This window comes from Bacillus coreaensis, from assembly GCF_050586445.1.
GTDB classification, from domain to species: domain Bacteria; phylum Bacillota; class Bacilli; order Bacillales; family Cytobacillaceae; genus Robertmurraya_A; species Robertmurraya_A coreaensis.
The window spans coordinates 70,524-96,324 of record NZ_JBOCCY010000004.1; the positions used below are offsets into that span (position 1 = coordinate 70,524).

The 25,801-nt window shown below is 41.7% G+C and carries 30 protein-coding genes; 22 read left to right on the forward strand and 8 right to left on the reverse strand.

Annotation, left to right across the window (positions count from 1 at the left end; translation table 11 throughout):
• Window positions 1-41 precede the first annotated feature (41 nt).
• The 9 genes from mobA to ACQ5H4_RS08090 all read left to right on the forward strand — a co-directional run bounded on the left by mobA (window position 42) and on the right by ACQ5H4_RS08090 (window position 5,224).
• Window positions 42-674, forward strand: a complete 633-nt coding sequence (mobA, locus tag ACQ5H4_RS08050) for a molybdenum cofactor guanylyltransferase (RefSeq protein ID WP_430774443.1) — start codon at window positions 42-44, stop codon at window positions 672-674.
• Between the two features lie 40 nt (window positions 675-714).
• Window positions 715-1,179 (forward strand): molybdenum cofactor biosynthesis protein MoaE, encoded by a 465-nt coding sequence (locus ACQ5H4_RS08055; protein ID WP_430774444.1) that lies wholly within the window; start codon window positions 715-717, stop codon window positions 1,177-1,179.
• A complete protein-coding gene (gene moaD / locus ACQ5H4_RS08060) occupies window positions 1,172-1,402 on the forward strand; it encodes a molybdopterin converting factor subunit 1 (protein ID WP_430774445.1) in 231 nt (76 codons plus the stop codon). The genes ACQ5H4_RS08055 and moaD overlap by 8 nt, the downstream gene beginning before the upstream one ends.
• A 40-nt stretch (window positions 1,403-1,442) precedes the next feature.
• On the forward strand, window positions 1,443-2,462 hold the full coding sequence (locus ACQ5H4_RS08065; RefSeq protein ID WP_430774446.1) for a MoeB/ThiF family adenylyltransferase: 1,020 nt from the start codon (window positions 1,443-1,445) through the stop codon (window positions 2,460-2,462).
• A 446-nt stretch (window positions 2,463-2,908) separates the two neighbouring features.
• Complete coding sequence (locus tag ACQ5H4_RS08070) at window positions 2,909-3,643, forward strand: DUF4230 domain-containing protein (protein ID WP_430774447.1); 735 nt, start codon at window positions 2,909-2,911, stop codon at window positions 3,641-3,643.
• Entirely contained in the window at window positions 3,633-4,298 is a 666-nt protein-coding gene (locus ACQ5H4_RS08075) for a uracil-DNA glycosylase (RefSeq protein ID WP_430774448.1), read from the forward strand. The genes ACQ5H4_RS08070 and ACQ5H4_RS08075 overlap by 11 nt, the downstream gene beginning before the upstream one ends.
• Window positions 4,299-4,309: 11 nt before the next feature.
• Window positions 4,310-4,477 carry a uracil-DNA glycosylase gene (locus ACQ5H4_RS08080; RefSeq protein ID WP_160545899.1) on the forward strand — a complete coding sequence of 56 codons (168 nt, stop codon included), beginning with the start codon at window positions 4,310-4,312 and terminating at the stop codon, window positions 4,475-4,477.
• A 60-nt stretch (window positions 4,478-4,537) separates the two neighbouring features.
• Window positions 4,538-4,834, forward strand: a complete 297-nt coding sequence (locus ACQ5H4_RS08085) for a YwdI family protein (protein ID WP_430774449.1) — start codon at window positions 4,538-4,540, stop codon at window positions 4,832-4,834.
• A gap of 18 nt (window positions 4,835-4,852) precedes the next feature.
• Complete coding sequence (locus ACQ5H4_RS08090; RefSeq protein ID WP_430774450.1) at window positions 4,853-5,224, forward strand: DUF423 domain-containing protein; 372 nt, start codon at window positions 4,853-4,855, stop codon at window positions 5,222-5,224.
• A 50-nt stretch (window positions 5,225-5,274) separates the two neighbouring features.
• Here the strand turns inward: ACQ5H4_RS08090 and gerQ are convergent, their stop codons facing one another.
• The 3 genes from gerQ to hemQ all read right to left on the reverse strand — a co-directional run bounded on the left by gerQ (window position 5,275) and on the right by hemQ (window position 7,177).
• Entirely contained in the window at window positions 5,275-5,823 is a 549-nt protein-coding gene (gene gerQ, locus ACQ5H4_RS08095) for a spore coat protein GerQ (RefSeq protein ID WP_430774451.1), read from the reverse strand.
• Between the two features lie 27 nt (window positions 5,824-5,850).
• Entirely contained in the window at window positions 5,851-6,273 is a 423-nt protein-coding gene (locus tag ACQ5H4_RS08100; protein WP_430774452.1) for a cell wall hydrolase, read from the reverse strand.
• 157 nt (window positions 6,274-6,430) lie between these two features.
• Window positions 6,431-7,177: a hydrogen peroxide-dependent heme synthase gene (gene hemQ, locus ACQ5H4_RS08105; RefSeq protein WP_430774453.1), complete on the reverse strand. Its 747-nt coding sequence runs from the start codon at window positions 7,175-7,177 to the stop codon at window positions 6,431-6,433.
• Window positions 7,178-7,452: 275 nt separating this feature from the next.
• Here hemQ and pta point away from each other — a divergent pair, with 275 nt between their 5' ends.
• Both pta and lipL read left to right on the forward strand, forming a co-directional pair.
• The gene (pta, locus tag ACQ5H4_RS08110) at window positions 7,453-8,430 is read left to right on the forward strand and encodes a phosphate acetyltransferase (RefSeq protein ID WP_119710297.1); all 978 of its coding nucleotides are present in this window, start codon (window positions 7,453-7,455) and stop codon (window positions 8,428-8,430) included.
• 79 nt (window positions 8,431-8,509) lie between these two features.
• Complete coding sequence (gene lipL, locus ACQ5H4_RS08115) at window positions 8,510-9,358, forward strand: octanoyl-[GcvH]:protein N-octanoyltransferase (RefSeq protein ID WP_430774454.1); 849 nt, start codon at window positions 8,510-8,512, stop codon at window positions 9,356-9,358.
• A 271-nt stretch (window positions 9,359-9,629) separates the two neighbouring features.
• Here lipL and ACQ5H4_RS08120 read toward each other — a convergent pair whose 3' ends face one another.
• A complete protein-coding gene (locus tag ACQ5H4_RS08120; protein WP_430774455.1) occupies window positions 9,630-10,385 on the reverse strand; it encodes an RsfA family transcriptional regulator in 756 nt (251 codons plus the stop codon).
• A 462-nt stretch (window positions 10,386-10,847) separates the two neighbouring features.
• On the opposite strand from ACQ5H4_RS08120, the gene ACQ5H4_RS08125 reads away from it, so the two are divergent.
• The 3 genes from ACQ5H4_RS08125 (at window position 10,848) to ACQ5H4_RS08135 (ending at window position 13,200) form a co-directional block, all read left to right on the forward strand.
• Window positions 10,848-11,072, forward strand: a complete 225-nt coding sequence (locus ACQ5H4_RS08125; protein ID WP_251520499.1) for a YuzB family protein — start codon at window positions 10,848-10,850, stop codon at window positions 11,070-11,072.
• Between the two features lie 278 nt (window positions 11,073-11,350).
• Window positions 11,351-12,649 (forward strand): HD domain-containing protein, encoded by a 1,299-nt coding sequence (locus ACQ5H4_RS08130; protein ID WP_430774456.1) that lies wholly within the window; start codon window positions 11,351-11,353, stop codon window positions 12,647-12,649.
• Window positions 12,650-12,690: 41 nt separating this feature from the next.
• On the forward strand, window positions 12,691-13,200 hold the full coding sequence (locus ACQ5H4_RS08135) for a YwgA family protein (protein ID WP_430774457.1): 510 nt from the start codon (window positions 12,691-12,693) through the stop codon (window positions 13,198-13,200).
• Window positions 13,201-13,331: 131 nt separating this feature from the next.
• Here ACQ5H4_RS08135 and thmT read toward each other — a convergent pair whose 3' ends face one another.
• Window positions 13,332-13,541 (reverse strand): 2-hydroxymuconate tautomerase, encoded by a 210-nt coding sequence (thmT, locus tag ACQ5H4_RS08140; RefSeq protein WP_430774654.1) that lies wholly within the window; start codon window positions 13,539-13,541, stop codon window positions 13,332-13,334.
• Window positions 13,542-13,701: 160 nt separating this feature from the next.
• Here thmT and ACQ5H4_RS08145 point away from each other — a divergent pair, with 160 nt between their 5' ends.
• Window positions 13,702-14,328 (forward strand): site-2 protease family protein, encoded by a 627-nt coding sequence (locus ACQ5H4_RS08145; protein WP_430774655.1) that lies wholly within the window; start codon window positions 13,702-13,704, stop codon window positions 14,326-14,328.
• A 15-nt stretch (window positions 14,329-14,343) separates the two neighbouring features.
• The gene (locus ACQ5H4_RS08150) at window positions 14,344-14,853 is read left to right on the forward strand and encodes a YwhD family protein (protein WP_430774458.1); all 510 of its coding nucleotides are present in this window, start codon (window positions 14,344-14,346) and stop codon (window positions 14,851-14,853) included.
• Window positions 14,854-15,250: 397 nt separating this feature from the next.
• Here the strand turns inward: ACQ5H4_RS08150 and ACQ5H4_RS08155 are convergent, their stop codons facing one another.
• A complete protein-coding gene (locus ACQ5H4_RS08155; protein WP_430774459.1) occupies window positions 15,251-17,323 on the reverse strand; it encodes a transglycosylase domain-containing protein in 2,073 nt (690 codons plus the stop codon).
• Between the two features lie 236 nt (window positions 17,324-17,559).
• Here ACQ5H4_RS08155 and speE point away from each other — a divergent pair, with 236 nt between their 5' ends.
• The 6 genes from speE to ACQ5H4_RS08185 all read left to right on the forward strand — a co-directional run bounded on the left by speE (window position 17,560) and on the right by ACQ5H4_RS08185 (window position 23,332).
• Window positions 17,560-18,390, forward strand: a complete 831-nt coding sequence (speE, locus tag ACQ5H4_RS08160; RefSeq protein WP_119710289.1) for a polyamine aminopropyltransferase — start codon at window positions 17,560-17,562, stop codon at window positions 18,388-18,390.
• A gap of 155 nt (window positions 18,391-18,545) precedes the next feature.
• Window positions 18,546-19,418, forward strand: a complete 873-nt coding sequence (speB, locus tag ACQ5H4_RS08165) for an agmatinase (RefSeq protein ID WP_160545889.1) — start codon at window positions 18,546-18,548, stop codon at window positions 19,416-19,418.
• 417 nt (window positions 19,419-19,835) lie between these two features.
• Window positions 19,836-20,297: a YwiB family protein gene (locus ACQ5H4_RS08170; RefSeq protein ID WP_430774460.1), complete on the forward strand. Its 462-nt coding sequence runs from the start codon at window positions 19,836-19,838 to the stop codon at window positions 20,295-20,297.
• Window positions 20,298-20,299: 2 nt separating this feature from the next.
• Complete coding sequence (argS, locus tag ACQ5H4_RS08175) at window positions 20,300-21,970, forward strand: arginine--tRNA ligase (protein ID WP_430774461.1); 1,671 nt, start codon at window positions 20,300-20,302, stop codon at window positions 21,968-21,970.
• 57 nt (window positions 21,971-22,027) lie between these two features.
• Complete coding sequence (gene mnmH, locus ACQ5H4_RS08180) at window positions 22,028-23,098, forward strand: tRNA 2-selenouridine(34) synthase MnmH (protein ID WP_430774462.1); 1,071 nt, start codon at window positions 22,028-22,030, stop codon at window positions 23,096-23,098.
• Between the two features lie 54 nt (window positions 23,099-23,152).
• Entirely contained in the window at window positions 23,153-23,332 is a 180-nt protein-coding gene (locus tag ACQ5H4_RS08185) for a XapX domain-containing protein (RefSeq protein ID WP_430774463.1), read from the forward strand.
• A 286-nt stretch (window positions 23,333-23,618) separates the two neighbouring features.
• Here the strand turns inward: ACQ5H4_RS08185 and uvsE are convergent, their stop codons facing one another.
• Window positions 23,619-24,575 carry a UV DNA damage repair endonuclease UvsE gene (gene uvsE, locus ACQ5H4_RS08190; RefSeq protein WP_430774464.1) on the reverse strand — a complete coding sequence of 319 codons (957 nt, stop codon included), beginning with the start codon at window positions 24,573-24,575 and terminating at the stop codon, window positions 23,619-23,621.
• 18 nt (window positions 24,576-24,593) lie between these two features.
• Window positions 24,594-25,796, reverse strand: coding sequence for a cardiolipin synthase (gene cls, locus ACQ5H4_RS08195; RefSeq protein WP_430774465.1), 1,203 nt, complete (start codon window positions 25,794-25,796; stop codon window positions 24,594-24,596).
• Window positions 25,797-25,801: the final 5 nt, after the last annotated feature.

The following is a 25,801-nucleotide window of genomic DNA, read 5'->3' on the forward strand; positions in this document are numbered from 1 at the left end:
ATATTAAAATAGAGGCATATATTCTTAAAGAAAGGTGGACGATGAGCCTGAGTAGAACGGGGATTATTTTAGCAGGTGGTCAATCAAGTCGAATGGGGCAAAACAAGGCATTGATGATGATTGACGGTGTACGAGTCATCGAAAGAATTAAAAATGAACTTGAAAAAATCACGGATGAGCTACTCATCGTTACCAACACATTTCATACTTATGAATATTTGAACATACCGATGGTTGAAGACGAGCAAAAGGGGAAAGGTCCCCTTGCAGGCATACAAGCAGGACTTAAAGCTTCCAAGTCCGAGAAAAACTTAATCGTGGCCTGTGATATGCCGTTTATCTCTTCAAGCCTGGGGGAATTTTTACTAGAGGAGTTAGAAGACTACCAAGCAGCCATTCCAAAACTTGAAGGTCGAATGCATCCTCTATTTGGTGCATATCGAAAGGATGTTTTACAAGCTGTTTCGCAGTCTTTAGAGAAGAACGAGCTTCGTATCATGAGCCTGTTTCAGAATCTTCATGTGAAGTATATTTCAGAAGATACCTTGAGCAGAGAAGGCATCCTAGTGAAGAATACTGCTGTTTTTAATATGAATAATCAGATAGAGTATGAAAAAGCGTTAAAGCTAGATTGTGATGGGAACTCGTTTTGTGAGAAGAGCGAGGGAATATGATACAATCTTAAGACAAGATAGAACGGAAGTAGGTGCAAACATGAATTTTGAAATATCGAAAGAGCCCCTTGATACGCAATCGATTATTGACAAAGTCGTTCAAAGGGAAGTGGGAGCCATTACAACGTTTATTGGAACGGTAAGGGAGCTAACCGCTGGGAAAAAGACTTTATACTTAATTTATGAAGCATATGAGAGCATGGCTGTTAAAAAGCTGGAGCAAATTGGACGTGAAATCAAAGAGCGCTGGCCGGGGGCAAAGGTGGCGATATCGCACCGAGTAGGTAAGCTTGAAATCACGGATATAGCTGTTGTCATTGCTGTATCTACTCCACATCGTGCAGATGCATACGAAGCTAATCGTTACGCAATCGAACGAATCAAGGAGATCGTTCCCATTTGGAAAAAAGAGCATTGGGAAGACGGAGAAGAATGGATCGGAAATCAACTTGAAACGGTTGCTTATCCAAAAGGAAAACCAGAGGAGAGTGATCTAAATGAATAAAGTCATGTTTTTCGCTCATTTGCGTGATGCGGTTGGAGAAGAATCGGTAGGGGTAGACCTTACAGGAAAAACAATTGCGGAGGCTAAAGCAATTTTAAGCGAGCAGTATGGAGTGAATTTGGATACGGTTATGGCAGCAGTAAACGAAGAGTTTGCTGGTGACGAAGATGTGCTGAGTGATGGAGATGTGGTTGCGTTTATACCTCCTGTGAGTGGAGGGTGATTAGACAAGAGTAGCCGGACAGAGGAAGGAGGTTTGAAGCATGGATGATCGGTATTCAAGGCAAATTCTTTTTTCGCCGATTGGAAAAAGTGGACAGGACAAGCTGAGATCTAAGCATGTGCTGATGATTGGTGCCGGTGCACTTGGGTCGGGAAATGGTGAAGTGCTTACGCGCGCGGGAGTTGGGAAGCTAACGATTGTGGATCGAGATTATGTGGAAGCGAGCAATCTGCAAAGACAGCAGCTGTACACAGAAGAAGATGTTCGAGAGAAGCTTCCAAAGGCGATTGCAGCTGAAAAGAGATTGCGTGCCATTAATAGAGAGGTTGAGATTGTGCCGATTGTTGGCGATGCATCGCCTGACATCTTAGAGGAGCTTGTCGAGGATGTGGACTTGATCTTGGATGCAACGGATAATTTTGAAACGCGAATGGCCATTAACGATATTTCTCAAAAGTACAAAGTCCCTTGGATCTATGGCGCTTGTGTTGGGAGCTTTGGCATGAGCTTTACGATTATTCCAGGCAAAACTCCTTGCTTAAATTGTTTGCTGAAAAGAATCCCTATTCAAGGAATGACCTGTGATACAGGAGGAATCATTGGACCGGCTGTGCAGATGGTCATTGCTCATCAGTCGGCAGAAGTGCTGAAGATTCTTGTGGAAGATTGGGAGGCGGTTCGTGATTCATTCGCAAGCTTTGATTTATGGCGAAATCAGTATACGAGCATGAAAATGGGAAAAGCAAAGGATCCAGGCTGCTTGTCATGTGGCGAACTTCGCGAGTATCCGTATTTGGATAAGGAAAATCTTTCACGCTCAACGGTACTCTGTGGTCGTGATACGGTGCAAATTCGGCCACCACGCCAAAGTGAACTAGATCTAGCGGACTTATCGAGTCGTCTAGTTCAGCTGGGGTACGTGGTGAAGGCAAATCCATATTTGCTTTCGGTTGAAATGGACGAGCAGCGTGTGGTTCTTTTTAAAGACGGAAGAGGACTTGTTCATGGAACGAAGGATATGAGTCAGGCACGGTCGATTTATCAGAGATTGTTGGGGTAGTTTGGTAGTTGGAGAGACGCTTTTTGAGTGCTTACTTATTAAAAGACACAAGAAAGACGTATGAATACGTCTTTTCTTTATTTATTAACATTTCTATTCCCATAGCTAGGTTCAAGAGGGGCCGCACTTATCGGATTGGGGATCAGGTTAAGCCTCGAGCTGATAAATAGACGGAGAAATTCCGCCTATTGGCTCAAAAACTACGAAAATAGGAGATTTTGCTTTGCATAAGCGGAAAACCTCCCCTTATTTACCCCCAAACGAGGCTCCATTCTGCATCTAACCGGAAATTCTCCGCTTATTCCACTTTTGCTGGTTCCTCGATTAAGGACAAGCCATCTTATTTAATCTACTAATATCTTCTATACGACTTCTTTCTGCAAAATTCTACAAATTCCCTCGGCAGCCGTTATAATGAAATTTAGAAGTTTGTAAGGAGGGTGAAGATGAACGAGAAAGAAGTACAGGCGCAATTAGAGGCCTTGCAGAAGGAACTTACGGAAGCGAAGCAGCAAATGGCAGCCTCAATAACATTCAATGAGCTACAATATCATAATCAATCAAAAGCGAGAGTGATTCCGAAATCATTAGCATGGAAGCTAATAGGAATGGCCATTTTCATTCTAGTCATAATCGGAGCCGTTTTTGCGATAAAAGGAACCAATCAAGCTACCGTACAAAAAGGTAGTTTTATAGAGCAAATAAAAGACTTGTCGTCACTTGCGTCAGCACAGGCGTATGTAAAGGCAGTTATTGAAAAAGAGGACAATCAGCTATTTGGGAAGGAAATTAGTACGAATCTTCCCGGAACAAAGAGAAAGTTCCTTCTTATTATTCCGGGTACGGTTACGGCGGGAGTGGACTTAACTGGAATCACCCCATCCAATCTCCACGTAAATGAAGAAGAAAAAACAATAGAAATCAAGCTTCCACAAGCTTCAATTATCCAAGAGCCAACACTAGATTTTGACCAAGCTCAGGTGTTTTCCGTGGAAGGAATCTTTCGGGATGAAGTGAATTGGGATGAGGCTTACGAGCTTGCAGAGGAGGCCAAGGGGCTCATAAAGGAAGAGGCACTATCTCAAGGGCTCATACAGGTGGCAGAACAAAATGCAGAGAAAACATTAACGGAATTTTTCTCAGCACTTGGATATCGCGCGGTGATCACGTATGAAGAGTAATTGGAATGGCTGGGAGTCTTACATCGGGGACGAGTTTAAAAAGGAATACTTCACAAAGCTCGAACACCTGATTGAAGAGGAGTATGAACGGTATACGATCTATCCGAAAAGAGAGCATATCTTTTCTGCATTACAGTACACAAGGTATGAGCAGGTGAAAGTCGTCATACTTGGTCAGGATCCTTATCATGGACCAGAGCAAGCTCATGGCCTGAGCTTCTCAGTCCTACCTGGTGTTCCAACGCCACCATCGTTAAAAAATATTTTCAAAGAGTTGCAGAGTGATGTAGGCACCCCCGTACCAAACCACGGATATTTAAAAAAATGGGCCGATGAAGGGGTTCTTCTATTAAACACCGTTTTAACCGTTCGAGCGGGTCAGGCACATTCTCATAAAAAAATGGGCTGGGAAATCTTCACCGATGCAGTGATTAAAAAGCTTAGTGAGAGAGAGAAACCGATGGTGTTTTTGTTATGGGGGAAACCAGCACAAGAGAAAAAGAAGTTGATTTCCGACCATCATTTTATTATTGAATCTCCTCATCCAAGCCCGCTTTCAGCTCATCGCGATTTCTTTGGGAGCCGACCGTTTTCAAAGGCAAATGGCTGGCTGAAAGAGAATGGCTACACAGAGATTGATTGGACAATCGAATAGGAGGGGAATACATGAAGGTGGAAAGAAAGGACTGCTTTAAGTGCCAATATTTCTATGTTACCTGGGACCCTCATTTTCCAAAAGGATGTAAAGCATTTGGGTTTAAAACCAGGCAGCTTCCGTCTGTTGAAGTAATGAAGGCTTCGGGACAGGCTTGCCTACGTTTTGAGAAAAAGTAACGCTATTCTTTGGAAAAATCCGTGACAGGTCGTATACTATAGGGTAGACAAGGGTATGAGGTGAACGAATTGGATATTAGTGTGCAAAAGCTACTTTTAAAAATGGAACAGGAGCTACAGGCAGCCAAATCAAGTGGAACAAACTCACAAGTGAGAGAACGAGTTCAAGCGATTAAAACGTTATGCGAGCTTGTCCTTGAAAGTCAAATGGGTGAGACCACACGTGAGCTACCGCGAGCGAATCCTATGATTCCAACAAACGAGAAGCAAATTCTAACTCCTTCACCCCTTCAAACACAGCCGAAAAAGCTGCAAATAGATGATGAAAGTAATGGAGATTCACTGTTTGATTTTTAACATAATGGGGTGGAGAGGTTGAAAACGTTTATTATTATTGGTGCCATTAATGCTTTTTTATCAGTAGCATTAGGGGCCTTCGGCGCACATGGTCTAGAAGGTCGAGTGGAGCAAAAATACTTAGAGATTTGGAAAACGGGAGTAACGTATCAAATGTTTCATGCTACCGGCTTACTGATTGTAGGTGTGTTGCTTGGACGCTTGCCGGCTAATGCGCTTTTATCATGGTCAGGCTGGATGATGTTAATTGGTATCATTCTTTTCTCAGGTAGTTTGTACGTCATGACATTAACGAAAATAAGCATCCTTGGTGCGATTACACCATTAGGAGGCTTGTCGTTTTTAGCTGCATGGATTTTAATCATAGTAGCAGCGGTAAAATATTTGTAAACAACAAGGAGCATCCTGCATTTGAAGGATGCTCCTGTTTTTATATTTTATTAGCGGGGAGGATAAGAAGCTAATCCAGGAACATAGCCAGGATAGTCATACTCAAGTTCCTCATCAAATGTTGCGTACGCGAAGTAGACCATCGGAATTAAAAATCTCATTCCTGTTTGCGGGTCACTTAAAATTAAATGGTCGCGTCCAGCAGCTTCAATAATTCCCTTAAAGGTTCTAGATAGACCCTCATCGTTTCCGTCAAAATTGGTGTACACGGTAGTTAGCTTTCCTTTGTTTAGGCGGAAGATGTTTTCGATATATGACTCCTCAAGCGGTAGCATACCTGGTACTTGAGGACCAGCTGATGGCGCGTTAAAGGCACCTGAGTATCCAGGAACAGCGCCTGCTGGTGGAATCGTTGAGCCCGCTGGCATAGTAGGATATGCTTGTGGTAGTGCACCGTATGTAGGCACACCGGTGCCAGCGCCTGCTACTTGGCCTGCTGTCGGATATTTTGGTGCAGTGGGCTGGACAGGGGCTCCGAAATAAGGTTGTTGATACCCTGTTTGTCTGTAAAAAGCATTTGGATCATAATTTTGTGACAAAGAAAATCCCTCCTAGAAAAATGTTCGTTAATAGACTTTTGGACAGTCCTGCTGGGTGGGACTGAAGAAACAGTGTGCTTTAAAGCGCCCTGTGTTCCACTGGTTATACCACTGAGCGGGACAGGCGCCAGTTGGTCTAAAAAACCAAAGAGCATTTGAACCGGGGTGAAATCGCTCCCCCTTTATGACACGTCTTGCCAGCTTTATCTCATTTTCTCTCGGAGCTTGATAAAAGTATCCTTTGACAGTTGCTTCAAATCCACCGGGACGCTGAAAGACCATTTTTCGTAAGTCACGTATGTCTTTAAAATCCAGACATTGTCCTCTTACTCTGTTCACACCAACATTTCCAACTAACAGCATACCTAAATTTCCATCGCCTTCAGCTTCAGCCCGAATTAATCGGGCCAACAGCTTTACATGTTCTTCTGTGTAAGGGATCACACCCATAAATTTCACCTCTCTTCGTGTTGTACCTTCTGTGGTGAGATGAAAGGGTCAATTAAAAGGAAAAGCTCACTAATTCATTCGTATGTGAGGAGAAATTCTTTTATTCCTAGGTAATACAAAAAAACCCTCTAGCCGAAGCTAGAGGGCCAAACATAATTTAATTAACGTGTAAGAAGCTATGTAGACGATCGATTTCTAGTAAATTTCCTACAAAGAAGGCACCGAATTCACCGTAACGTGCACTAACTTCATCGAAGCGCATTTCGTATACGAGTTTCTTAAATTGTAATACATCATCTGAGAACAGTGTTACGCCCCATTCGTAATCGTCGAAGCCAACAGATCCTGTAATAATCTGCTTCACTTTTCCTGCATACTGTCGACCGATCATACCGTGGCTGCGCATCATTGTACGACGCTCTTCCATCGGTAGCATGTACCAGTTGTCATTGCCTTGGCGACGCTTGTCCATTGGATAGAAGCACACATGCTTCGCTTTTGGTAGAGTTGGATACAAACGAGCAAGGATTTCAGGGCTTTGATAAGGATCCTGATCAGCTGGAAGATAGTTGCTTAGCTCAACAACAGAAACGTATGAATGAGCTGGAATGGTATATTCCGCTAGCATGGTCTTACTGAATTCTGTTTCAATTTCATTTAACTCTTCCATCGTTGGGCGTAAAATCATCATCATAAAATCAGCTTTTTGACCAACAATTGTATATAAAGCATGGCTGCCCTCTTTCTTATCCTGAGTGGCATTCCATTTTTCTACTAAACCTAAAAATTCATGAATAGCGGTTTGTCTGTCGTCGCTTGATAGTAATTTCCAAGCACTCCAATTAATTGTACGGAAGTCATGTAAACAATACCAGCCATCAAGGGTTTGTGCTGCTTCTGCCATTTGTTTCACTCCTCATTAGAATTATTATAATGTACAAAACATACTATACCATAGTTTCACCAGGAAACGTGTGAATAAAACCTGAATTTTCACGATGGTATTATTAAAAAAGGATATTTTTAATGAGAATTGCAGATAGTAAAGAAGATAAGTATTTTGTGGATTATTCAGAAAACAAAAACTTTTTAGGTGGAAACGGTAACAATCTGTGAAATAGTTGAAATTTTATGTGGTAAGCGTATGCTAAAGGTATAGTACATAAGGGAGGATTCGTCATGAGCGACCTATTTACAGGACTGAAGGAAAAAGTAAGTGGACAAAACATTAAGATCGTTTTTCCTGAAGGTCTAGACGAAAGAATTATTAGTGCAGCTGGACGTTTAGCTGAAGAGAATGTATTAACGCCTATTTTAATAGGAAATATAGAAGCAATTGAAACGAAGGCGAAAGAATTAGGCGTGTCTCTAGAGAAGGCTGAAATCTACGACCCAAGTCAATTTGCGATGATGGATGAGCTAGTGGCATCCTTTATCGAGAGAAGAAAAGGGAAGGTAACAGAAGAGGATGCACGCAAGATTTTACTTGATGAAAATTACTTTGGAACGATGCTTGTTTATTCAAACAAAGCGGATGGACTAGTAAGTGGTGCAGCCCATTCAACGGCTGATACGGTAAGACCTGCGCTTCAAATCATCAAAACAAAAGAAGGCGTTCGTAAAACATCAGGTGTATTTGTTATGGTACGTGAAGATGAAAAGTATGTGTTTGCAGATTGTGCGATCAACATTGCGCCAGATGCACAAGACTTAGCGGAAATCGCAGTAGAAAGTGCAAAAACAGCAAGAATGTTTGATATCGAGCCAAGAGTGGCGATGCTAAGCTTCTCAACAAAGGGTTCTGCGAAATCTCCAGAAACGGAAAAGGTATCTGCTGCTGTTCAAGAAGCAAAGCTAAGAGATCCTCTTCTAGTATTAGATGGAGAATTCCAATTTGACGCTGCATTTGTTCCTTCTGTAGCAAAGAAAAAAGCGCCAGACTCAGTGATTCAAGGCGATGCGAACGTATTTGTTTTCCCAAGCCTAGAAGCTGGTAATATCGGGTATAAAATTGCACAGCGTTTAGGAAACTTTGAAGCGGTTGGACCCATTTTACAAGGCTTAAACCGCCCGGTAAATGATCTTTCTCGCGGTTGTAACGAAGAAGATGTATACAAGCTGTCATTAATCACAGCTGCCCAAGCATTAAGTCAATAAATACAAGTGAGCCAGTTCTCTATAGCTGGCTCTTTTCTATGGTAAAATAAAGGCAAGAAAACACGAGGTGACGGAAACGATGGAAGAAGCGCAGAAACTATTAAACCAGCCAACATGGCGAATTATTGATCAATCAAGTACGGGACTTCATATGAGTGCTCTTCATTCGTTTGGGTATGATGATACGCTCTGCGCCTCGATAGGTACAAAGGGAGCACCTGCAACCGTTCGAGCATGGGTTCATGCCGATACCATTGTACTTGGAATTCAAGATACTAGATTGCCTTTTATAAGTGATGGACTAGAGTACTTGAAAGACCAAAGCTACGAGTATATCGTTCGTAATTCAGGTGGATTAGCTGTTGTACTCGATGAGGGGGTTCTAAATCTATCAATTATTCTCCCAGAACAGGAAAAGGGAATCGATATCAATCGAGGATATGATGCGATGTGGACGCTTGTTCAAGAGATGTTTGCTGATTTTGACCGTTCGATCGTGGCTCGTGAAATTGTAGGTTCTTACTGTCCAGGAAGCTATGACTTAAGCATTGATGGAAAAAAGTTTGCTGGAATCTCACAGCGACGTTTACGAGGCGGCGTGGCAGTACAAATTTATCTTTGCGTTACGGGAAGTGGAAGCGAACGTGCCAAGGTCATACAAGAGTTTTACAGTCGGGCCATTCAAGGGGAGGAGACGAAGTTCTCTTATCCAAAAATAGAGCCAGAGGTCATGGCCTCTTTGTCTGAGTTGTTTGGTGTTTCACTTTCGGTTCAAGATGTGATGTTAAGGCTCTTGCTCACCTTGAAAAAGAAGGCAGGACTCTTGCAGGCAGGAGTGTTAGCGGACGAAGAATTGCAAATGCTTGATTCTTATGTCTTAAGAGTCGTAGAGCGGAATGATAAATTTTTAATTGAGGCGAATGAATAAAGAGAAGTACAAAAGCCGTACCCTATGCAGGTACGGCTTTTCAACTAAGAGATATTGTTGCCTACTCTCCCAAAATAAGTCTCTATGTTTAAAAGAAAATATAAATTTTTGAACTTTGAACAGTGTCTAGCTCCAGCGCCCAGCGACTAGTGTACTTCGCTCTCTTCCCTACGATAAGTCAACATCGGAACGCTTACGCTCTCCGTGTTTCCTTTATCTCAGTCAGAGTGCTCCAGTCCATACGTCACTAAACGGGCACTTCCGCATTTCGTTATTCTGCGATTTTCTCCAGATTTCCATTTCGGTCCATTTTGAATTTGGTGGCTGGGCGTTCTTCTTCTTCCTCTAACACCACTAGTTTACGAGCACGATTCATGATTTTCATTAATGTCTCGTAATCTTCTTGGATAATTTCTGTATTTTGCTCAAGATGGTTTATCTTTCCTTCTAGTTCTTCATTGCGTCTTTTTAATGAAGCAATTTCGCGCTTCAGTCTCTCATTCTCACTTTTTAAAATATCCACTTGAATATTGGACCCACCTAGTGATCGGAGATAAGAGATGACGGTTTCCATATTCATCTCTCTTGAAGATGGCATTTGTTGTGCTGCCGGGCTTGGTAAGGCTACTTGTGTGACACTTTGAGCGATTGCTGCTGGCTCAACGGCTATTTCTTCAGAGAAATTTGGTACTTCATAGGTTTCTACTTCAGCTGCTGCAATGGGACCAACTTCTTCTAATGTTGGAACTGGTGGTGAGTATAATAGTTTCTTTTTCCCACCTTGGTCTTTTCCTAGTATTCTTTGACGCTGCTTTCGTTGCTTTTTCGCTAATTGTAATGCTTTTTCGTAGCGATGTCTTACAACGGCATTCCAGCGGAAACCACATGCTGCAGAGGTACGATTAAGCTTGTCCCCAACCTCTTCAAATGCATTTAGCTGTGTGCTTCCTTCTCTTACATGTCGTAAAACCGTTTCGGCTAGTAATAAATCATTTTCATCTGTCCACGCGTCTTGTCTAACTTTCATTCTACTCAACTCCCTGACTTTAATACATTTTCAAGTTCTTAGTTAAAGCATGACCACATGCGGCTGGTTTTATACAAATTGATTGCAAGGATAGTAGAGTTTTTTTAATACTCTTTTTCAAAAGTGTCTTTATTCAATGCAAAGTAATAAGATACTATACTCATTTTTTGATAAATACTCCTTATGTCAGCTTGAAAAGAGCAATGGATACGAGATAAGTAGTGCTATCTTAATATATAGTGTAAAAGGCCGGATCTTGGGACTTTTACGAAAATAACAATGTTTGTAAACATTACAACCTTTAAAATTAATTAAGATTTCACTAGATAGACAGGTTTTTTATGGATAATCGGCTAAGGATTACAGCTTGCATTAGAAGAAAAGAAACGGTAAAATACCGTTTAGATTATTAAAAAGAGTTTACTTGGCTTAGTTTGCACCGAAGAAAGGGTTGTAATATAGATGGCAAATGAATTTCGTGTGTGTGACGATTGTCAGGCCGTAAATTTAAAAACGTTGATTCCTCGCTTAAAGGACATCGATCCTGAGGCAACAATTGAAATTGGCTGTCAATCATACTGCGGACCAGGGAGAAAGAAAACATTCGCATTTGTGAATAACCGTCCCCTTGCAGCGCTAACAGAAGAAGAATTAATGGATAAAATTAATAAGAAGCTGAAAAAATAAAATCACCTATTGGAACGGAAGATAGGTGGTTTTTTTCTTTGTAAAGTCTTGTGGACACTTAGTCCAGCTCCAGCGCCTAGACCCTCGGGGTCATAAGCTAAAATCCTCCAGAAGGCAGGCCTTCCTGCGGATTTCGTCTTATGCCTGTCGGGTCTTAACAAGGCGCTTCCGCTTTCTAATTTTGTCGAAATTCTGTAGATTTTTTCCTTTTTTAGGGTGAATTGTAGAATGAATCAAGTTATAATAGTTTAAAGATAGATAGGAAGAGGGATTCTACAGTGGCATATTCACAGGAAAAGCTAGTGGAGGAAAAGGTTTTTAAAGATCCCGTTCATCGTTATGTACATGTGAGAGACCGTGTGATTTGGGATTTGATTGGTACGAAGGAATTCCAACGTTTACGCCGGATTAAGCAGCTTGGAACGACATATCTTACATTTCACGGGGCAGAGCATAGCCGTTTTAACCATTCGCTCGGAGTCTATGAAATCATTCGTCGCATTATTGATGATGTGTTTGATGGACGACCGGAATGGAACAGTGAGCAGCGCTTGCTTTCACTTTGTGCTGCACTCCTTCACGACCTCGGACATGGACCCTTTTCGCATTCGTTTGAAAAAGTATTTGACCTCGATCATGAAGCTTTTACTCAAAAGATCATTCTTGGTAACACAGAAGTAAATAGAGTTCTTACAAAAGTAAGCAAGGATTTTCCGAAGATGGTCGCTGAGGTGATCGCCAAAACCTCGCCAAACAAGCTTGTGATTAGCTTGATTTCTAGCCAAATTGACGCGGATCGTATGGATTATTTGCAGCGTGATGCGTACTTTACAGGTGTGAGTTATGGGCATTTTGATATGGAACGGATTCTTCGTGTGATGCGACCGAAGGAAGATCAAGTCGTGATCAAGCAAAGCGGTATGCATGCAGTGGAAGACTACATCATGAGTCGATACCAAATGTATTGGCAAGTGTACTTCCATCCCGTTACTCGTAGTGCAGAGGTGATTCTGACCAAGATTCTCCACCGTGCCAAGCATTTGTACCAAAAAGGCTACCAATTTAAGCAAGAGCCGATTCATTTTTATTCTGTATTCGCTGAAAATATTACCCTTCATGACTACTTGAAATTAGATGAAGCGGTTATTCTCTATTACTTCCAAATGTGGGAAGAGGAAGAGGATTCCATCTTACGTGACCTGTGTGTCCGTTTTATGGATCGAAATCTGTTTAAATATGTGGAATTTGACCCAGCAAAAGAGTATAAGAAGCTAAGTGAGCTTTCTACTTTATTTGCTAAGGCTGGTCTTGACCCGGAGTATTATTTAGTGGTTGATTCTTCGTCTGATTTACCATATGACTTTTATCGCCCAGGTGAGGAAGAAGAACGCCTGCCGATACAATTGCTCATGAAAAATGGAGAAGTAAGAGAGCTTTCAAGGGAATCTCAAATCGTTGATGCCATTTCAGGGAAAAGAAGAACGGACCATAAGTTGTATTTCCCTGCGGATCTTTTAAAAGACGATTCATCAAAAAAGAACATTAAAAAGCAAATTCGCAACTTACTAGACCTATGAGATAGGTTCTTGATATAAATATGAAGTAGGAGAGGGTCTCATTGTTAAAGGATCATGCCAAAATAATGCAAGCTTTTGCAGCGGCAGGGGAAATTGTTGGTCGGAAAAAACTGCAAAAAATGATTTATATAGCGAAAAAAGTAGATTTTCCTTTCCAAGAGAGGTTTCAGTTTCACTTTTATGGACCTTACTCCGAAGAGTTGACCCTTCGCGTAGAGGAGCTATGCAATATGGGCTTTCTTAACGAGGTAAAGGAGAAAAAGGGCGGGTACATGCAATATCGCTACTCCTTAACAGATGAGGGAATGGAATTTTTAAATATGAACCTAGTGGAACTTCCGGCACTAGAGGATTGTTTAACAGACATGAATAGCCAGAATGCTAGGTTTCTAGAACTCGTATCAACGGTACTTTACTTCGACGAATTAGAAGTAGAGGAAGTAAAGGAGAAAATCTTTACTCTAAAGAGCAAGCAAAAATACACCGAAGACGAAATTAAGCAGGCATATGAATATATTGAAGCATTAAAGGGGAAAGTAGTCCCTGTATAAAAGAGAGGCTTGGACATTTTTTGTCCAAGCCTCTTTCGATAGGTTGTCGGTTGTAATGCAGGCTCGAGCCTTTATTCCAATAGGAATACCAGCGAAGAGAATGCATAACAACCGACATCCAGTCACTAATTTTACTCGTCAGACATCCTTTTTCCAGCAATCCCATAATTATTTTTCGTCATTTCATCAATGAATACAACGACTTTCTCAGCAGGTGCTCCAGTTGTTTCCACAACAGCAGCGGTTACTTTTTCCACAAGAGCTTTCTTTTGGTCGTCTGTACGGCCTTCTAGCATTTTTACGGTTACGTATGGCATGGTGATTGCCTCCTTGAGAGATATGTAAGTTCTTCATACATAATCATAATGTTCCAAACGTGAGAAAGGAATACTCATTTTTCCATTTATCCTATATTTCATGTATAATTTGGCTAAATAGAGTCTTCGAAAAGGAGTTGTCGTGTTGGAGCAACTATCTAGGTTTTTAGCTTTTGATTTAGAAATGATCCCATACGTGGTTATTACGCTTATCATAGCGTTTTCCGTCCATGAATTTGCACATGCGTGGGTAGCCTATAAGTTTGGGGATCATACGGCGAAAAATCAGGGCAGACTAACTCTAAATCCGATGAAGCACTTGGACCCATTTGGCACATTGTTAATTTTTTTAATTGGATTTGGTTGGGCGAAACCTGTTCCTGTGAATCGCTTTTTCTTTAAAAATCCTCGCCTAGCAGGTATTCTTGTATCAATAGCAGGACCTCTCAGCAATCTATTGCTATCCATTCTTGGCTTTGTGTTATTGTATGGATTGGTGGCTACTGGTGCGGCGGAAACCCTACCTCCATATGTGTTTGAGTTTCTTAATATATTTTTGTATTTAAATGTTGCTTTATTTGTGTTTAATCTGCTGCCGTTCCCACCGTTAGATGGATACCGAATCGTTGAAGACCTCGTTCCGGTGAATGTACGGGCAAAAATGACACAGTATGAGCAATATGGAGCACTAATCTTTCTTATTTTAGTTATTACTCCGCTTGATCAATATACGATTGACCCATTGTATTCCACTGTCGTTCCGTCGATTCTTTCGACTTTAGATCAGTTCTTTTATCAGTTATTTTTGTAGGAGGCGTTCATTTTTATGGAAGAAAAAAAGAAGAAAAATATTGGCTTTAATATTATTAAAAGTGATCCAACTGAGGGACATGGAGGATTTGGTGTTGGAGCTCTAACCCTAGATAATGTATCACCGGTTATTATTGATGTGGATGCAGGGGACGCGGTCATTGATGTTGGGGCCATGCATGCAAGAAGTGTGGTGGAAAAAGGGATTAAGTTTTTAAAAACAAAGGAAGAAGTTCCAAATGCAAAGCCGTACTGGCTGGTATGGGTCACGATTGACCGAAAGCAGGAAGGACCTTATTATGCGGGTGTGACCGCTTGTGAAATGACCGTAGATCGTGAAATTCGTCGTGGCTATAAGTCACTCCCTGAGCATGTGAATCGTATGGATAAGTCGATTAAACGTCATATCATCGTCGACCATATGGATAGTCGCTCAAAAGGAATTTTAGCTGAATTTTTGAAAAATCATGACGCGGGTATGTGGGAGAGATCAGAAGAGAAATTGAAGGCTGATCTTCAAGGGTAAGAAAATTATCCTAAAAAGGTTTTTTTAACAAATTGTAAGGAAATACTTGCCGTTTTCCGTTAAAAAAAGTAAACTTTAAACAGCGATAACACGCTATAGCACTAGGACAGAAAAAGCCCCGAGTACATGTGACTCGGGGCTTCTTCGTATTTTTGAATAGTGATGGGTTGTGGCGATGGCCTGTAATCGCAAGTAAGTAGGGTGAACCGCAAATAACTGGAGCAAATAAATTTTGAAGATCGCAAATAAGTTTCAGGAATCGCAAATAAAATCTGAGAATCGCAAATAAATTTTTGAAATCGCAAATATCCTGAAAAAAATTCCCCCATTTTCCTTTCAGAGGCCTCGAAAAACCGCAATTTCTAATTAAAAAGGAGCCAACTCAGGTGAAAACCTGTTAGCTCCAATCAAAAATCCTCTTATACCACGTCTTTTTCTCTTTCTTTTCTTCTTTTTTCTTTTCGGTTGGCTTTTCGGCATCATGTTCAAGATGATTGATGCAGTGCTTGGTTGGTTCTGTTCCTGCAATAAAATAGGTTAGCCGTTTGACAGGGCAGTCGTCGGTAGCTAATAGGCCGCTTTCAGGATCGATATATACTCCAACGGTTCCTTTAGGGGCTTTGAAGTTTTTAATCGGCTCATCAGCTAATGCGTCCTCCATATAGTTGACCCAGATGTTTTTCGCGTACGATTTCTCGGCCACGATTTCAATCGGGTTTCCTTGGTCATAACCTGTCCATACCGCGGTCACTAACTGAGGAGAAAAACCGACCATCCAGCTATCGGAATCTGTGGAGCCAGACTTTCCCGCATAAATCCGTGTCATATCATTGATCATGGAGCTCCCGGTCACATTGGAATAGCCATCGAGCTTTTTATCAAACATCCCTGTCATCATATGAGTCATAACGAATGCTTCATCAGCTTTTAATACACGCTCATTTTCCTTTTCGTACTCATAAATGACTTCCCCACGATGGTCTTCCACTCTTTTAATAAGAACCGGTTTTACTTTTTCCCCACCGTTAGCAAACAAACTATAGGCATTGGCCATATCAATCACCTTAACCCCACTAGTCCCAAGTGCCAATGACGGTACTTTTTCCATTGGAGTCGTAATCCCAAATTGCTTGGCTGTTTTTACGAGTGTGTCTTCTCCTAAAAATAAATGTGTTTTAACTGCATACACATTATCGGAAAGGGCTAGCGCTTGTGCCATCGTGATTTCTTTTCCCGCATACTTATTATTAAAATTATGTGGTGTATACTCCGCTCGGTTATCGTCAAATCGGAAGGTCGTCATTTCGCTTCGCACTAATGATGCGGGCGTAAATCCTTGGGATATCGCCGCATAGTAAAGAAGTGGTTTGATGGTAGAACCTGGTTGACGAACCGCTTGAACGGCACGGTTGAACGGACTTTCCACATAATCTCTTCCGCCTACCATCGCCTTAACATACCCGTTTTTCGGATTCATTGACACGAGTGCTACCTGCAATTCAGAATCCTTTGCCATATGAGTGGAAACATTTTTCTCTGCTAACTCCTGCTGTTCGGTATTAAGTGTTGTATATACACGTAGTCCGCCAAGCTCAATCGTCCGGTCATCCAAACCTAAGTCATTTTTTAATGCTTGCTTGACAGCATCCTGAAAATACGGAGCAATTTGTGTCACAGCATGGGAATGCTCACCAACAAAGGAGAGCGTCTCATGTATCGCTGCATTGGCATCAGCTTCAGTAATGTATTTGCTTTTTACCATAGAATCCAAAATGATTTTTTGACGACTCTTCGCATTTTCCTCAGAAATAAGAGGAGAGTAGATGCTTGGACCTTTTGGAATTCCAGCTAGCATAGATGCCTCAGCTAGAGTCAAGTCAGCGGCATTTTTTCCTAAATAATACTGACTGGCTGCTTGTATTCCGTATGCTCCTTTTCCATAATAGATCGTATTTAAATAACCTTCGAGAATCTCGTTTTTCGTATAATTCATTTCGATTCGTATCGTGTAGAGTGCTTCTAGCAGTTTACGCTTCCACGTTTTTTCATGCTCGAGAAATAGATTCCGGGCATACTGCTGACTAATCGTGCTTGCACCTTGAACTTTGGCCATTGCCTTAAGGTCAGCAAGGGCAGCACCAGCAATTCGTTTAAAATCAAATCCGTTATGCTTATAAAAGGATCGGTCCTCTATCGCTACGGTTGCTTCAATTAAATGGGGAGAAATTTCATCGATTCCTACCCAGTATCTCTTTTCTCCATTATTGCTTTCACCGATAACTTGCCCATCATCCGAGTAATATAGAGACGATTGTGGCACGGCAAGAGGAGGAGGGCCCTGCACCTTGGCGTATAAAAGAACACCGGTCACTAATAAAACAAGTAAACCAAGACCGATTGATCCAAGAATGAGTAAGGCACGTATGTATTTCATCGTTCTTCTAAACCGCTGATCCGTAATAACCTCCAAGGATTGACACCTCACCTTCAGATAGATTTTTCCTGTTTTCCCATCTTTCTTACTAGTATGAAAAGAAAGAGGCTGTTTTAAACGCCTATCTATTAAAAAAAGAATTTTTTTCTTGCAATTTTGCTAGATTCATCTATACTTTTTCTCATGTTTGAGTTTTTTTGGGGAAGAATAACAATACAGGAAATTAGTATTGAAACCGATAGATATTTTTTAAATAAGGAAGGATGGCGTAAATGGGACTTTGGTTTACGGAAAAACAAACTGAGAATTTTGGTATCACAATGAAGGTAAAGCGCACATTACATACGGAGCAAACAGACTTTCAAAAGTTAGATATGGTAGAAACAGAAGAATGGGGCAATATGCTTCTTTTAGATGACATGGTAATGACGTCTATTAAAGACGAGTTCGTATACCACGAAATGGTTGCGCATATTCCATTATTCACTCACCCAAATCCAGAAAACGTACTAGTTGTTGGTGGCGGAGACGGTGGAGTTATTCGTGAAGTGTTAAAGCACCCAAGCGTGAAAAAAGCAACACTTGTTGAAATCGACGGAAAAGTAATTGAGTACTCTAAAAAGTACCTTCCAGAGATCGCAGGACAGCTAGACGATCCACGCGTAGAAGTAAAAGTGGATGATGGTTTCATGCACATCGCTACAGCAGAGAACGTATACGATGTGATCATGGTTGACTCAACGGAGCCAGTTGGTCCAGCAGTAAACCTATTTACAAAAGGTTTCTATGCAGGGATCTCTAAGGCGTTAAAAGAAGACGGAATCTTCGTTGCGCAATCAGATAACCCTTGGTTCAAAGCGGACTTAATTCGTTCTGTACAAAAAGACGTAAAGGAAATCTTCCCGATCACTCGCCTTTACATCGCAAACATCCCAACCTATCCAAGCGGAATGTGGGCATTCACTTTAGGATCAAAGAAGCATGATCCACTTGAAGTAGCTGAAGAGCGCTTCCATGATATTGATACTAAGTATTACACAAAAGAACTTCACAATGCAGCATTCGTGCTACCGAAGTTTGTTAAAGATTTAATCGAAGGCTAATAATAAATAAGACGGGGGGAGATTCTCTCCGTTTTTTACTGTGGAAGGATAGAATGTGGGGGGCAGTTTCCGCCTGAAGGAAGCCTTTGTTACGTAGTAACACCAGCTGACGTAAGGCGAAACTGACCCCCTCTTAATTTAAAGGAGGAAACAAAATGCGTTTTGATGAAGCATACTCAGGTAATGTGTTTATTAAAAGCCATCCAAGCTTTGAGGAAAGTAAAGCCGTATTGTACGGAATGCCAATGGACTGGACAGTAAGTTACCGCCCAGGATCTCGTTTTGGTCCAGCGCGTATTCGTGAGGTGTCCATCGGATTAGAAGAGTACAGCTTATACTTAGACCGTGAGCTAGAAGATGTGAAATACTATGATGCGGGAGATATTCCACTTCCATTCGGAAATCCACAGCGCAGTTTAGATATGATTGAAGAGTTCGTCGATCAGGTGCTTGATGCAGGGAAATTTCCACTTGGCATGGGTGGAGAGCATTTAGTTTCTTGGCCCGTTTTTAAAGCAATGGTGAAAAAGTATCCGGATTTAGCCATCATACATATGGATGCACACACAGATCTTCGTGAGAACTATGAGGGAGAGCCATTATCTCACTCCACACCGATTCGTAAGGTCGCAGATTTAATCGGGCCACAAAATGTGTATTCATTTGGGATCCGAAGCGGCATGAAAGAAGAATTCCAATGGGCGAAGGAAGTGGGCATGCATATTTCTCCGTTCGAAGTGCTTGAGCCTTTGAAAAAAGTATTGCCAACATTAGCGGGGCGTCCCGTGTATGTAACGATTGATATCGATGTTCTTGACCCTGCGCATGCACCAGGAACAGGTACAGTTGATGCAGGTGGAATCACTTCAAGAGAGTTACTAGCTTCAATTCACGAAATTGCACGCTCGGAAGTGAATGTAGTGGGAGCAGACTTAGTAGAAGTAGCCCCAATTTACGACCACTCAGAACAAACAGCAAACACAGCAAGCAAACTTATCCGCGAAATGATTCTTGGATGGGTGAAATAAGAATGGACTCGTGCACCTGCCAGTTTTTGGCGGGTGTTTTTTTGCTTGTTCCTAAATAAAAAAGACCTCAGTGGTAACAAATAGGATAATTGAGTGCCCGAGAGGCCGTCCAAAAGAGTTCAGCGGTAAATGAATAGGTGATTGAGTGCCCGAGAGGCCGTCCAAAAGAGTTCAGCGGTAAATGAACAGGTGATTGAGTGCCCGAGAGGCCGTCCAAAAGAGTTCAGCGGTAAATGAATAGGTGATTGGTGCCCGAGAGGCCAACTAAAAAGACCTCAGCGGTAACTGAATACCACAATGAGTGTAACAGCAAGTAAGTGTTGTCACTATAACCAACAATAATATACAATTCCACTGTTCTCACACCTTGCGTTCCCCCACCAAAATCTTTATAATTATTAAGTTATAGAGAAAGCAATGATAAAAGGAAGTGTATGGCCGTTGCCGATTCAACCAGCGGATCAAATTGCCGTAAAAATTAAGGTACATACGACGATAGAGAATGGTGGGGAAAAGGAAACTTTTGAACTCACAACTTTTGGTCGATACTATGTAAAGAATGCGAGCGGCTACCTTCAATACGAGGAAAGTACAGAAGAGGGGCCGATGAAGACGACGATGAAGCTCACGGATGATGGAATTCTTCTGATGAGAAGTGGCTCGATTAAGATGCGAATGCTGTTAGAAGAAAAGAAACAGCATCGTGGCAGTTATACAACTCCATTTGGAGAGCTGCTAATGATTACAGATACAAAAGAACTTCAGCATAGATGGAACAGTGAGAGTAGTAATGGAAGGATTGATGTTTTATACGATCTTTCGATACAGGGCTCAAAAGCAGGTACATACAAATTGCAAATCGTGTTTGAGGAGGAATAACGTTGAATATCGTTGAACAGGTACAATTGAAGCTTAAAGAGGAAATAAGAGCGGCTGTTATCAAAGCTGAGCTAGCAACAGAGGAACAGCTTCCAGATGTGATTTTAGAAACGCCGAAGGATAAAGCAAATGGGGACTACTCGACCAATATGGCGATGCAGCTAGCGAGAGTAGCAAAGAAAGCACCGCGTGCGATTGCGGATGCGCTTGTGGCAAATTTTGATCAATCCAAGGCATCGATTGAAAAAATTGATATCGCTGGTCCTGGATTTATTAATTTTTACATGAACAATAATTATTTAACAGATTTAATTCCAACCATTCTTACAGCTGGTGAAAAGTACGGGGAAACAACGGTTGGAAACGGGCAAAAAGTTCAGGTTGAGTTTGTGTCTGCGAATCCAACCGGAGATCTTCACCTTGGACATGCTCGTGGTGCGGCTGTTGGGGATTCTCTTTGTAACGTGCTAGCAAAAGCTGGTTACGATGTGTCGCGTGAATACTATATTAACGATGCAGGAAACCAAATCAATAATCTGGCCTTATCGGTAGAAGCTCGCTACTTCCAAGCGCTTGGGATGGAAAAAGACGTACCGGCTGATGGATACCATGGGGAAGATATCATTGGAATCGGTAAGCGTTTGGCTGAGGAGTATGGCGACAAGTTCGTCAATGTTGATGAGAAAGAGCGCTTTGACTTTTTCCGTAGCTACGGGTTAAAAGAGGAAATGGCTAAGCTGAAGCAAGACCTTGAGGACTTCCGCGTGCCATTTGATGTGTGGTACTCAGAAACATCTCTTTATGGAGATGGAAAAATTGATGTAGCTTTAGACAAGCTTCGTGAAAATGGATATATTTACGAAGAAGATGGAGCCACTTGGTTTCGTTCAACCGATCTAGGAGATGACAAAGACCGCGTGCTTATTAAGCAGGATGGTTCTTACACCTACCTAACACCTGACATCGCTTATCATAAAAATAAGCTTGATCGTGGCTTTGAAAAGCTTATCAATATTTGGGGTGCGGATCACCACGGATATATTCCTAGAATGAAAGCAGCGATCGAAGCATTAGGATATGGAAAAGATGTACTTGAGGTGGAAATCATTCAGCTTGTTCACCTTTACAAAAACGGTGAAAAGATGAAGATGAGTAAGCGTACAGGGAAAGCTGTTACGATGCGTGATCTAGTGGAAGAGGTAGGATTAGATGCGACTCGTTACTTCTTTGCGATGAGAAGTGCGGATACACATATGGACTTTGACCTTGATCTAGCCGTATCACAATCCAATGAAAACCCAGTATACTACGCTCAATACGCACATGCTCGTATTTGTAGCATCCTTCGTCAAGGGGAAGAGAATGGGTTCACGTACGATACGAACGCTGATTTCTCTTTAATCGGCGCTGAAAAGGAAATTGAAGTACTGAAAAAGCTTGGTGAGTTTCCTTTAGCAGTGGCAGAAGCTGCCGAAAAGCGCATGCCACACCGAGTGACGAACTATATTTATGAGCTTGCATCTACTTTCCATAGCTTTTATAATGCAGAAAAAGTATTGGATGCGGAAAACGTGGAGCGCACAAAGGCACGCCTTTCATTAATTAAAGCGGTGCAAACGACGTTAAAGAATGCACTGAAATTAATCGGAGTTTCCGCTCCTGAAAAAATGTAAAAAGTGAGAGGCTTCCGGATGGGAAGCCTCTTTTGAAACTTAAAGGTGGAGGAAGACATGATTAGAGACTGTTCAGTTGAAAAGTTTTTAGAAAATAAAGAGCGATATACGACGATCGATGTACGGTCACCAGGTGAATTCGCTGATAGCCATATTCCTGGATCGGTCAATATTCCTCTTTTTACAAATGAAGAGCGGGCCTTGATTGGAACCCTATATAAGCAAGAAGGGCAAAAGGAAGCTAAGTGGAAGGCGATGGAGATTGTTAGTCCGAAAATTCCTGATATACTTGCTCAAATTCAAAAGATTGAAGAGTCTGGTCGCGAGCCCATGGTGTACTGCTGGAGAGGTGGAATGAGAAGCCAATCCGTTGCCACGTTTGCCACACTTGCTGGGCTTCATGTGAGGAGAATCGAGGGAGGCTACCGTGCCTATCGTGAGCATGTGATAGAGCATATCTCTGACTTAATTCCTGCTGAATCTGTGGTCATTACCGGGATGACAGGAACAGGGAAAACAGAGATTCTTCAGCATTTAAAAACGGCGGGGTATCCAGTGCTCGATTTAGAGAAGTACGCGAACCATAAAGGATCGGTTTTTGGCTCGATTGGTGGGGAAACGCCACATAACCAAAAGATGTTTGATGCTCTTCTTTTTGAAGATTTAAAGAAGCTCAAAGGCTCTCCCTATTTCATTATGGAAGGAGAAAGCAAACGAATTGGACATGCAGTGCAGCCGCCTGAGTTAACCGAGAAAAAACTAAAAGGACTTCATATTACGGTTTACTCCTCTATTGAAAAACGAATGGAACGTATTTATGAACAATACGTAAAGCCTTACGAGCATACGGATGCCTTTCATGAACGGGTCGAACTTGCTTTAAAGATGATTATTAAGAGAATAAAATCAGTCGATTTTCAAACGGAGCTGCTAAGATGTGTGGAAGAAAGAGATTATTTGCCCCTTATCAGACTGTTAATGGAACATTATTATGATCCGCGCTACAGCAATAAAGTAGGGGACTATGAGAACCCGGAAATTTTTGTTTGCAGTGATTCGATTTTAGAAGCAACAAACAAGATAGCTGAGATTATTGAGCAATCAAGAAGAGCAAAAATCGAAGTATAAAGGAGCATTGTGGGGAATGCTTTAAAGTATACAAATGATTTTTGGAGGGGTTCTATGAAGCTTGTCCTGCTATCGTTAGTCACAGGTTTTTTCGTCGGGTTTATTTTTGCCCTCTTTCGTCTACCGATTCCGGCTCCACCTGCTTTAGCGGGTATCACCGGGATTGTTGGGATTTATTTAGGTTTTAAAGTGTTTGAGCAGTTAACTCCATGGCTGCAAAGTTTCGGGAGATAAGTAAGTGTGAAGGTCTTGCCCTTAATCGGCTAACCAGGAAAATAAGCGGAGATTTTTCCGTTAGACGCAGAATGGAGTTCATTTTGGGGTAAATAAGGGGAGGTTTTCCGCTTATGCAAAGCAAAACCCCCCATTTTCGAATTTTTCGAGCTAATAGGCGGAATCTCTCCGTTTATATAAGCTCTTTTTAAAAAAAATTACTAGTTAAGCGGAATTTCTCCGTCTATTCATCAGCGCGGGTGCTTAACCTGATCCCTCAGCCTAATAAGTCGGACCTTACAGAGGGTCATTTCCATTCAATCTCAGCACCGCCCACTCGTTTCACCCCCCGAATGCGGCTAATGTCTTCTACAAGTTTGAGGCATGCCATATCCTTCGCCTTTGCTTCAATCATAAAGTCGACATCCACATTCATGGAACGGAGAAGTTCGATCAAGGGCATGATATATTCCAAATCAACAAAATCAGCATGTGCTCGGTACATTTTTTCCGACTTCGGTGAAGAAATATGGATTTTCGGTTTTAATGAATGGCCTTCCCATGTTTGAAAGACTTTTGGAAGCAGCGTATCCAGAGGCTCTTCACTCAAATTGGCCATATGATGGTGATAATCAAAGACCAGACGAATGCCTTCTTTCCGACATACAGAAAGGGTCTCCTCGGTTGTGTACGTTTTATCATCATTCTCTAAGGTGGTGACTTCTTTGATATGGGAGGGGAGAGATTGGATGTTTTCGTGAAATCGTTTTAGTGACTGTGTTTTATCCCCGTAGGCTCCTCCGACATGAATATTCAGGACCCCCTCTTTTTCCACTCCCATCGCTTCTAACATTCTGTAATGATAGTCCATATCAATCACCGCATTCTTTGTTACTTCTTCACGAGGAGAGGTGAACAAAGTGTATTGGTTAGGGTGAAAGCTTACACGCATCTGATGTCTGCGAATTAAATCGCCAAGCTCCTTCCACTCCTTTCGAAACGGGGTGACAAAATCCCAGTTTACCTCCGGGTGGGTAGAAAGAGGGGCGATCGAACTAGATAAGCGATACACTTGAATGCCGTGCGCGATATTATAGGATACCATTCGTAACGTATTAAAGATATTTGCACCCGTAACAGCCATTAGTTTTTCCTCGCGTTCAGAAGCAGGAAGCTGCTTATACCGGGTAAAGGTTAAGGCTCTTGCAGGCGACGCCTCCCAAAGAGAGAGAGCAGTCGATACATAGCCAAAGCGAATTCTCATGGTTATATGAACTCCTAACTAAAGAAAATAAGAAATAGGGCGGGCGATCCATTCGAGTATTTTTTGCTTGAAGCTTAAATGAGTTAAGTCATGAAGGGATAGTTTTTTTCCATCTTTTATATCCGTTTCATATATGTCTTTCATATGTGTGATGATGTCTGGATCGTACATATAGCAGTTAATTTCAAGATTTAAGAAAAAACTTCTTTTGTCAAAGTTGGCGGTTCCAGAATCACAAATCCGATCATCAATGATAATGATTTTTGCATGGTAAAAGCCTTTGACATAATCGTAGACATTGGCTCCCTTAGAAACAAGCGTGCGCAAATAGGGGAACGAGGCTTCTTTCACAAATGGGTGGTCAGGAGTTTGGGGAACAAGGATGGTCACTTCCACACCGCGATCCAATGCAGCCAACAAATCTTGAAAGATGCGCTTGCTAGGGATGAAATAAGGAGAACCGATGTGAATCGATGTCTCAGCCCCTCGAATCATTCCGGAGAAGGTTTCTTCGAGGTAAAACCCTTCGGATGGAATAATTTGGTGACGAATCGGTCCAGAGACTGGATCAGGAAAATATGTGGGAATCTTCAGAAGATGCTCTTGCGTTTCCTCTTCCCAGTCCTTTAAAAACTCACGTTGTAGATCATGAACCCCTTCACCTATAATTTTCAAATGATAATCACGCCATGGGTTCAGCTTTGGATCCTCGTTTAAATACTCTTTTCCGACATTGAATCCCCCAATATAACCAAGTTTTCCATCAATGACCGTAATTTTTCGATGATTTCGAACTTGTGATCGGTAAAAAAGAAAGGGAAATTTCGGTTTATGGCTATACGAAAAATGTATGCCGGCTTGTTTCGCTTCATTTACGATTCTACGTGGAACACTAAAGCTTCCTGCCCAATCGAGGAGCAGTCTAACTTCCACCCCTTCTAATGCTTTGTTTTTTAAAATCTGCAGAAACCTGCGGCCATATGGATCATCTTTTAATATATAAAAAAGAACATGAATATGCTCGTTTGCGTGTTCGATTTCTGAAAATAAGTCAGTAAAGAGGGCATCTCCTCTGGTAAATACATCAATATGACTTTGCCTCATGGGATAACTTTTTCTATAAATAGAAGATAAATGTTGTCTTCTGCCGAGGATAAAGTCGACATACAATAGCAATAGGATGAGTATGAAAGCAAGCAGGATGAAACCAATAATCTTCATCAAAT

What these genes read in the sequence shown, in the direction of transcription:
- mobA (WP_430774443.1), top strand. Translation starts at nt 42, where the DNA reads ATGAGCCTGAGTAGAACGGGGATTATTTTAGCAGGTGGTCAATCAAGT.
- ACQ5H4_RS08055 (WP_430774444.1), top strand. Translation starts at nt 715, where the DNA reads ATGAATTTTGAAATATCGAAAGAGCCCCTTGATACGCAATCGATTATT.
- moaD (WP_430774445.1), top strand. Translation starts at nt 1,172, where the DNA reads ATGAATAAAGTCATGTTTTTCGCTCATTTGCGTGATGCGGTTGGAGAA.
- ACQ5H4_RS08065 (WP_430774446.1), top strand. Translation starts at nt 1,443, where the DNA reads ATGGATGATCGGTATTCAAGGCAAATTCTTTTTTCGCCGATTGGAAAA.
- ACQ5H4_RS08070 (WP_430774447.1), top strand. Translation starts at nt 2,909, where the DNA reads ATGAACGAGAAAGAAGTACAGGCGCAATTAGAGGCCTTGCAGAAGGAA.
- ACQ5H4_RS08075 (WP_430774448.1), top strand. Translation starts at nt 3,633, where the DNA reads ATGAAGAGTAATTGGAATGGCTGGGAGTCTTACATCGGGGACGAGTTT.
- ACQ5H4_RS08080 (WP_160545899.1), top strand. Translation starts at nt 4,310, where the DNA reads ATGAAGGTGGAAAGAAAGGACTGCTTTAAGTGCCAATATTTCTATGTT.
- ACQ5H4_RS08100 (WP_430774452.1), bottom strand. Translation starts at nt 6,273, where the DNA reads ATGGGTGTGATCCCTTACACAGAAGAACATGTAAAGCTGTTGGCCCGA.
- hemQ (WP_430774453.1), bottom strand. Translation starts at nt 7,177, where the DNA reads ATGGCAGAAGCAGCACAAACCCTTGATGGCTGGTATTGTTTACATGAC.
- pta (WP_119710297.1), top strand. Translation starts at nt 7,453, where the DNA reads ATGAGCGACCTATTTACAGGACTGAAGGAAAAAGTAAGTGGACAAAAC.
- lipL (WP_430774454.1), top strand. Translation starts at nt 8,510, where the DNA reads ATGGAAGAAGCGCAGAAACTATTAAACCAGCCAACATGGCGAATTATT.
- ACQ5H4_RS08120 (WP_430774455.1), bottom strand. Translation starts at nt 10,385, where the DNA reads ATGAAAGTTAGACAAGACGCGTGGACAGATGAAAATGATTTATTACTA.
- ACQ5H4_RS08125 (WP_251520499.1), top strand. Translation starts at nt 10,848, where the DNA reads ATGGCAAATGAATTTCGTGTGTGTGACGATTGTCAGGCCGTAAATTTA.
- ACQ5H4_RS08145 (WP_430774655.1), top strand. Translation starts at nt 13,702, where the DNA reads ATGATCCCATACGTGGTTATTACGCTTATCATAGCGTTTTCCGTCCAT.
- ACQ5H4_RS08150 (WP_430774458.1), top strand. Translation starts at nt 14,344, where the DNA reads ATGGAAGAAAAAAAGAAGAAAAATATTGGCTTTAATATTATTAAAAGT.
- speE (WP_119710289.1), top strand. Translation starts at nt 17,560, where the DNA reads ATGGGACTTTGGTTTACGGAAAAACAAACTGAGAATTTTGGTATCACA.
- speB (WP_160545889.1), top strand. Translation starts at nt 18,546, where the DNA reads ATGCGTTTTGATGAAGCATACTCAGGTAATGTGTTTATTAAAAGCCAT.
- ACQ5H4_RS08170 (WP_430774460.1), top strand. Translation starts at nt 19,836, where the DNA reads ATGATAAAAGGAAGTGTATGGCCGTTGCCGATTCAACCAGCGGATCAA.
- mnmH (WP_430774462.1), top strand. Translation starts at nt 22,028, where the DNA reads ATGATTAGAGACTGTTCAGTTGAAAAGTTTTTAGAAAATAAAGAGCGA.
- ACQ5H4_RS08185 (WP_430774463.1), top strand. Translation starts at nt 23,153, where the DNA reads ATGAAGCTTGTCCTGCTATCGTTAGTCACAGGTTTTTTCGTCGGGTTT.
- uvsE (WP_430774464.1), bottom strand. Translation starts at nt 24,575, where the DNA reads ATGAGAATTCGCTTTGGCTATGTATCGACTGCTCTCTCTCTTTGGGAG.
- cls (WP_430774465.1), bottom strand. Translation starts at nt 25,796, where the DNA reads ATGAAGATTATTGGTTTCATCCTGCTTGCTTTCATACTCATCCTATTG.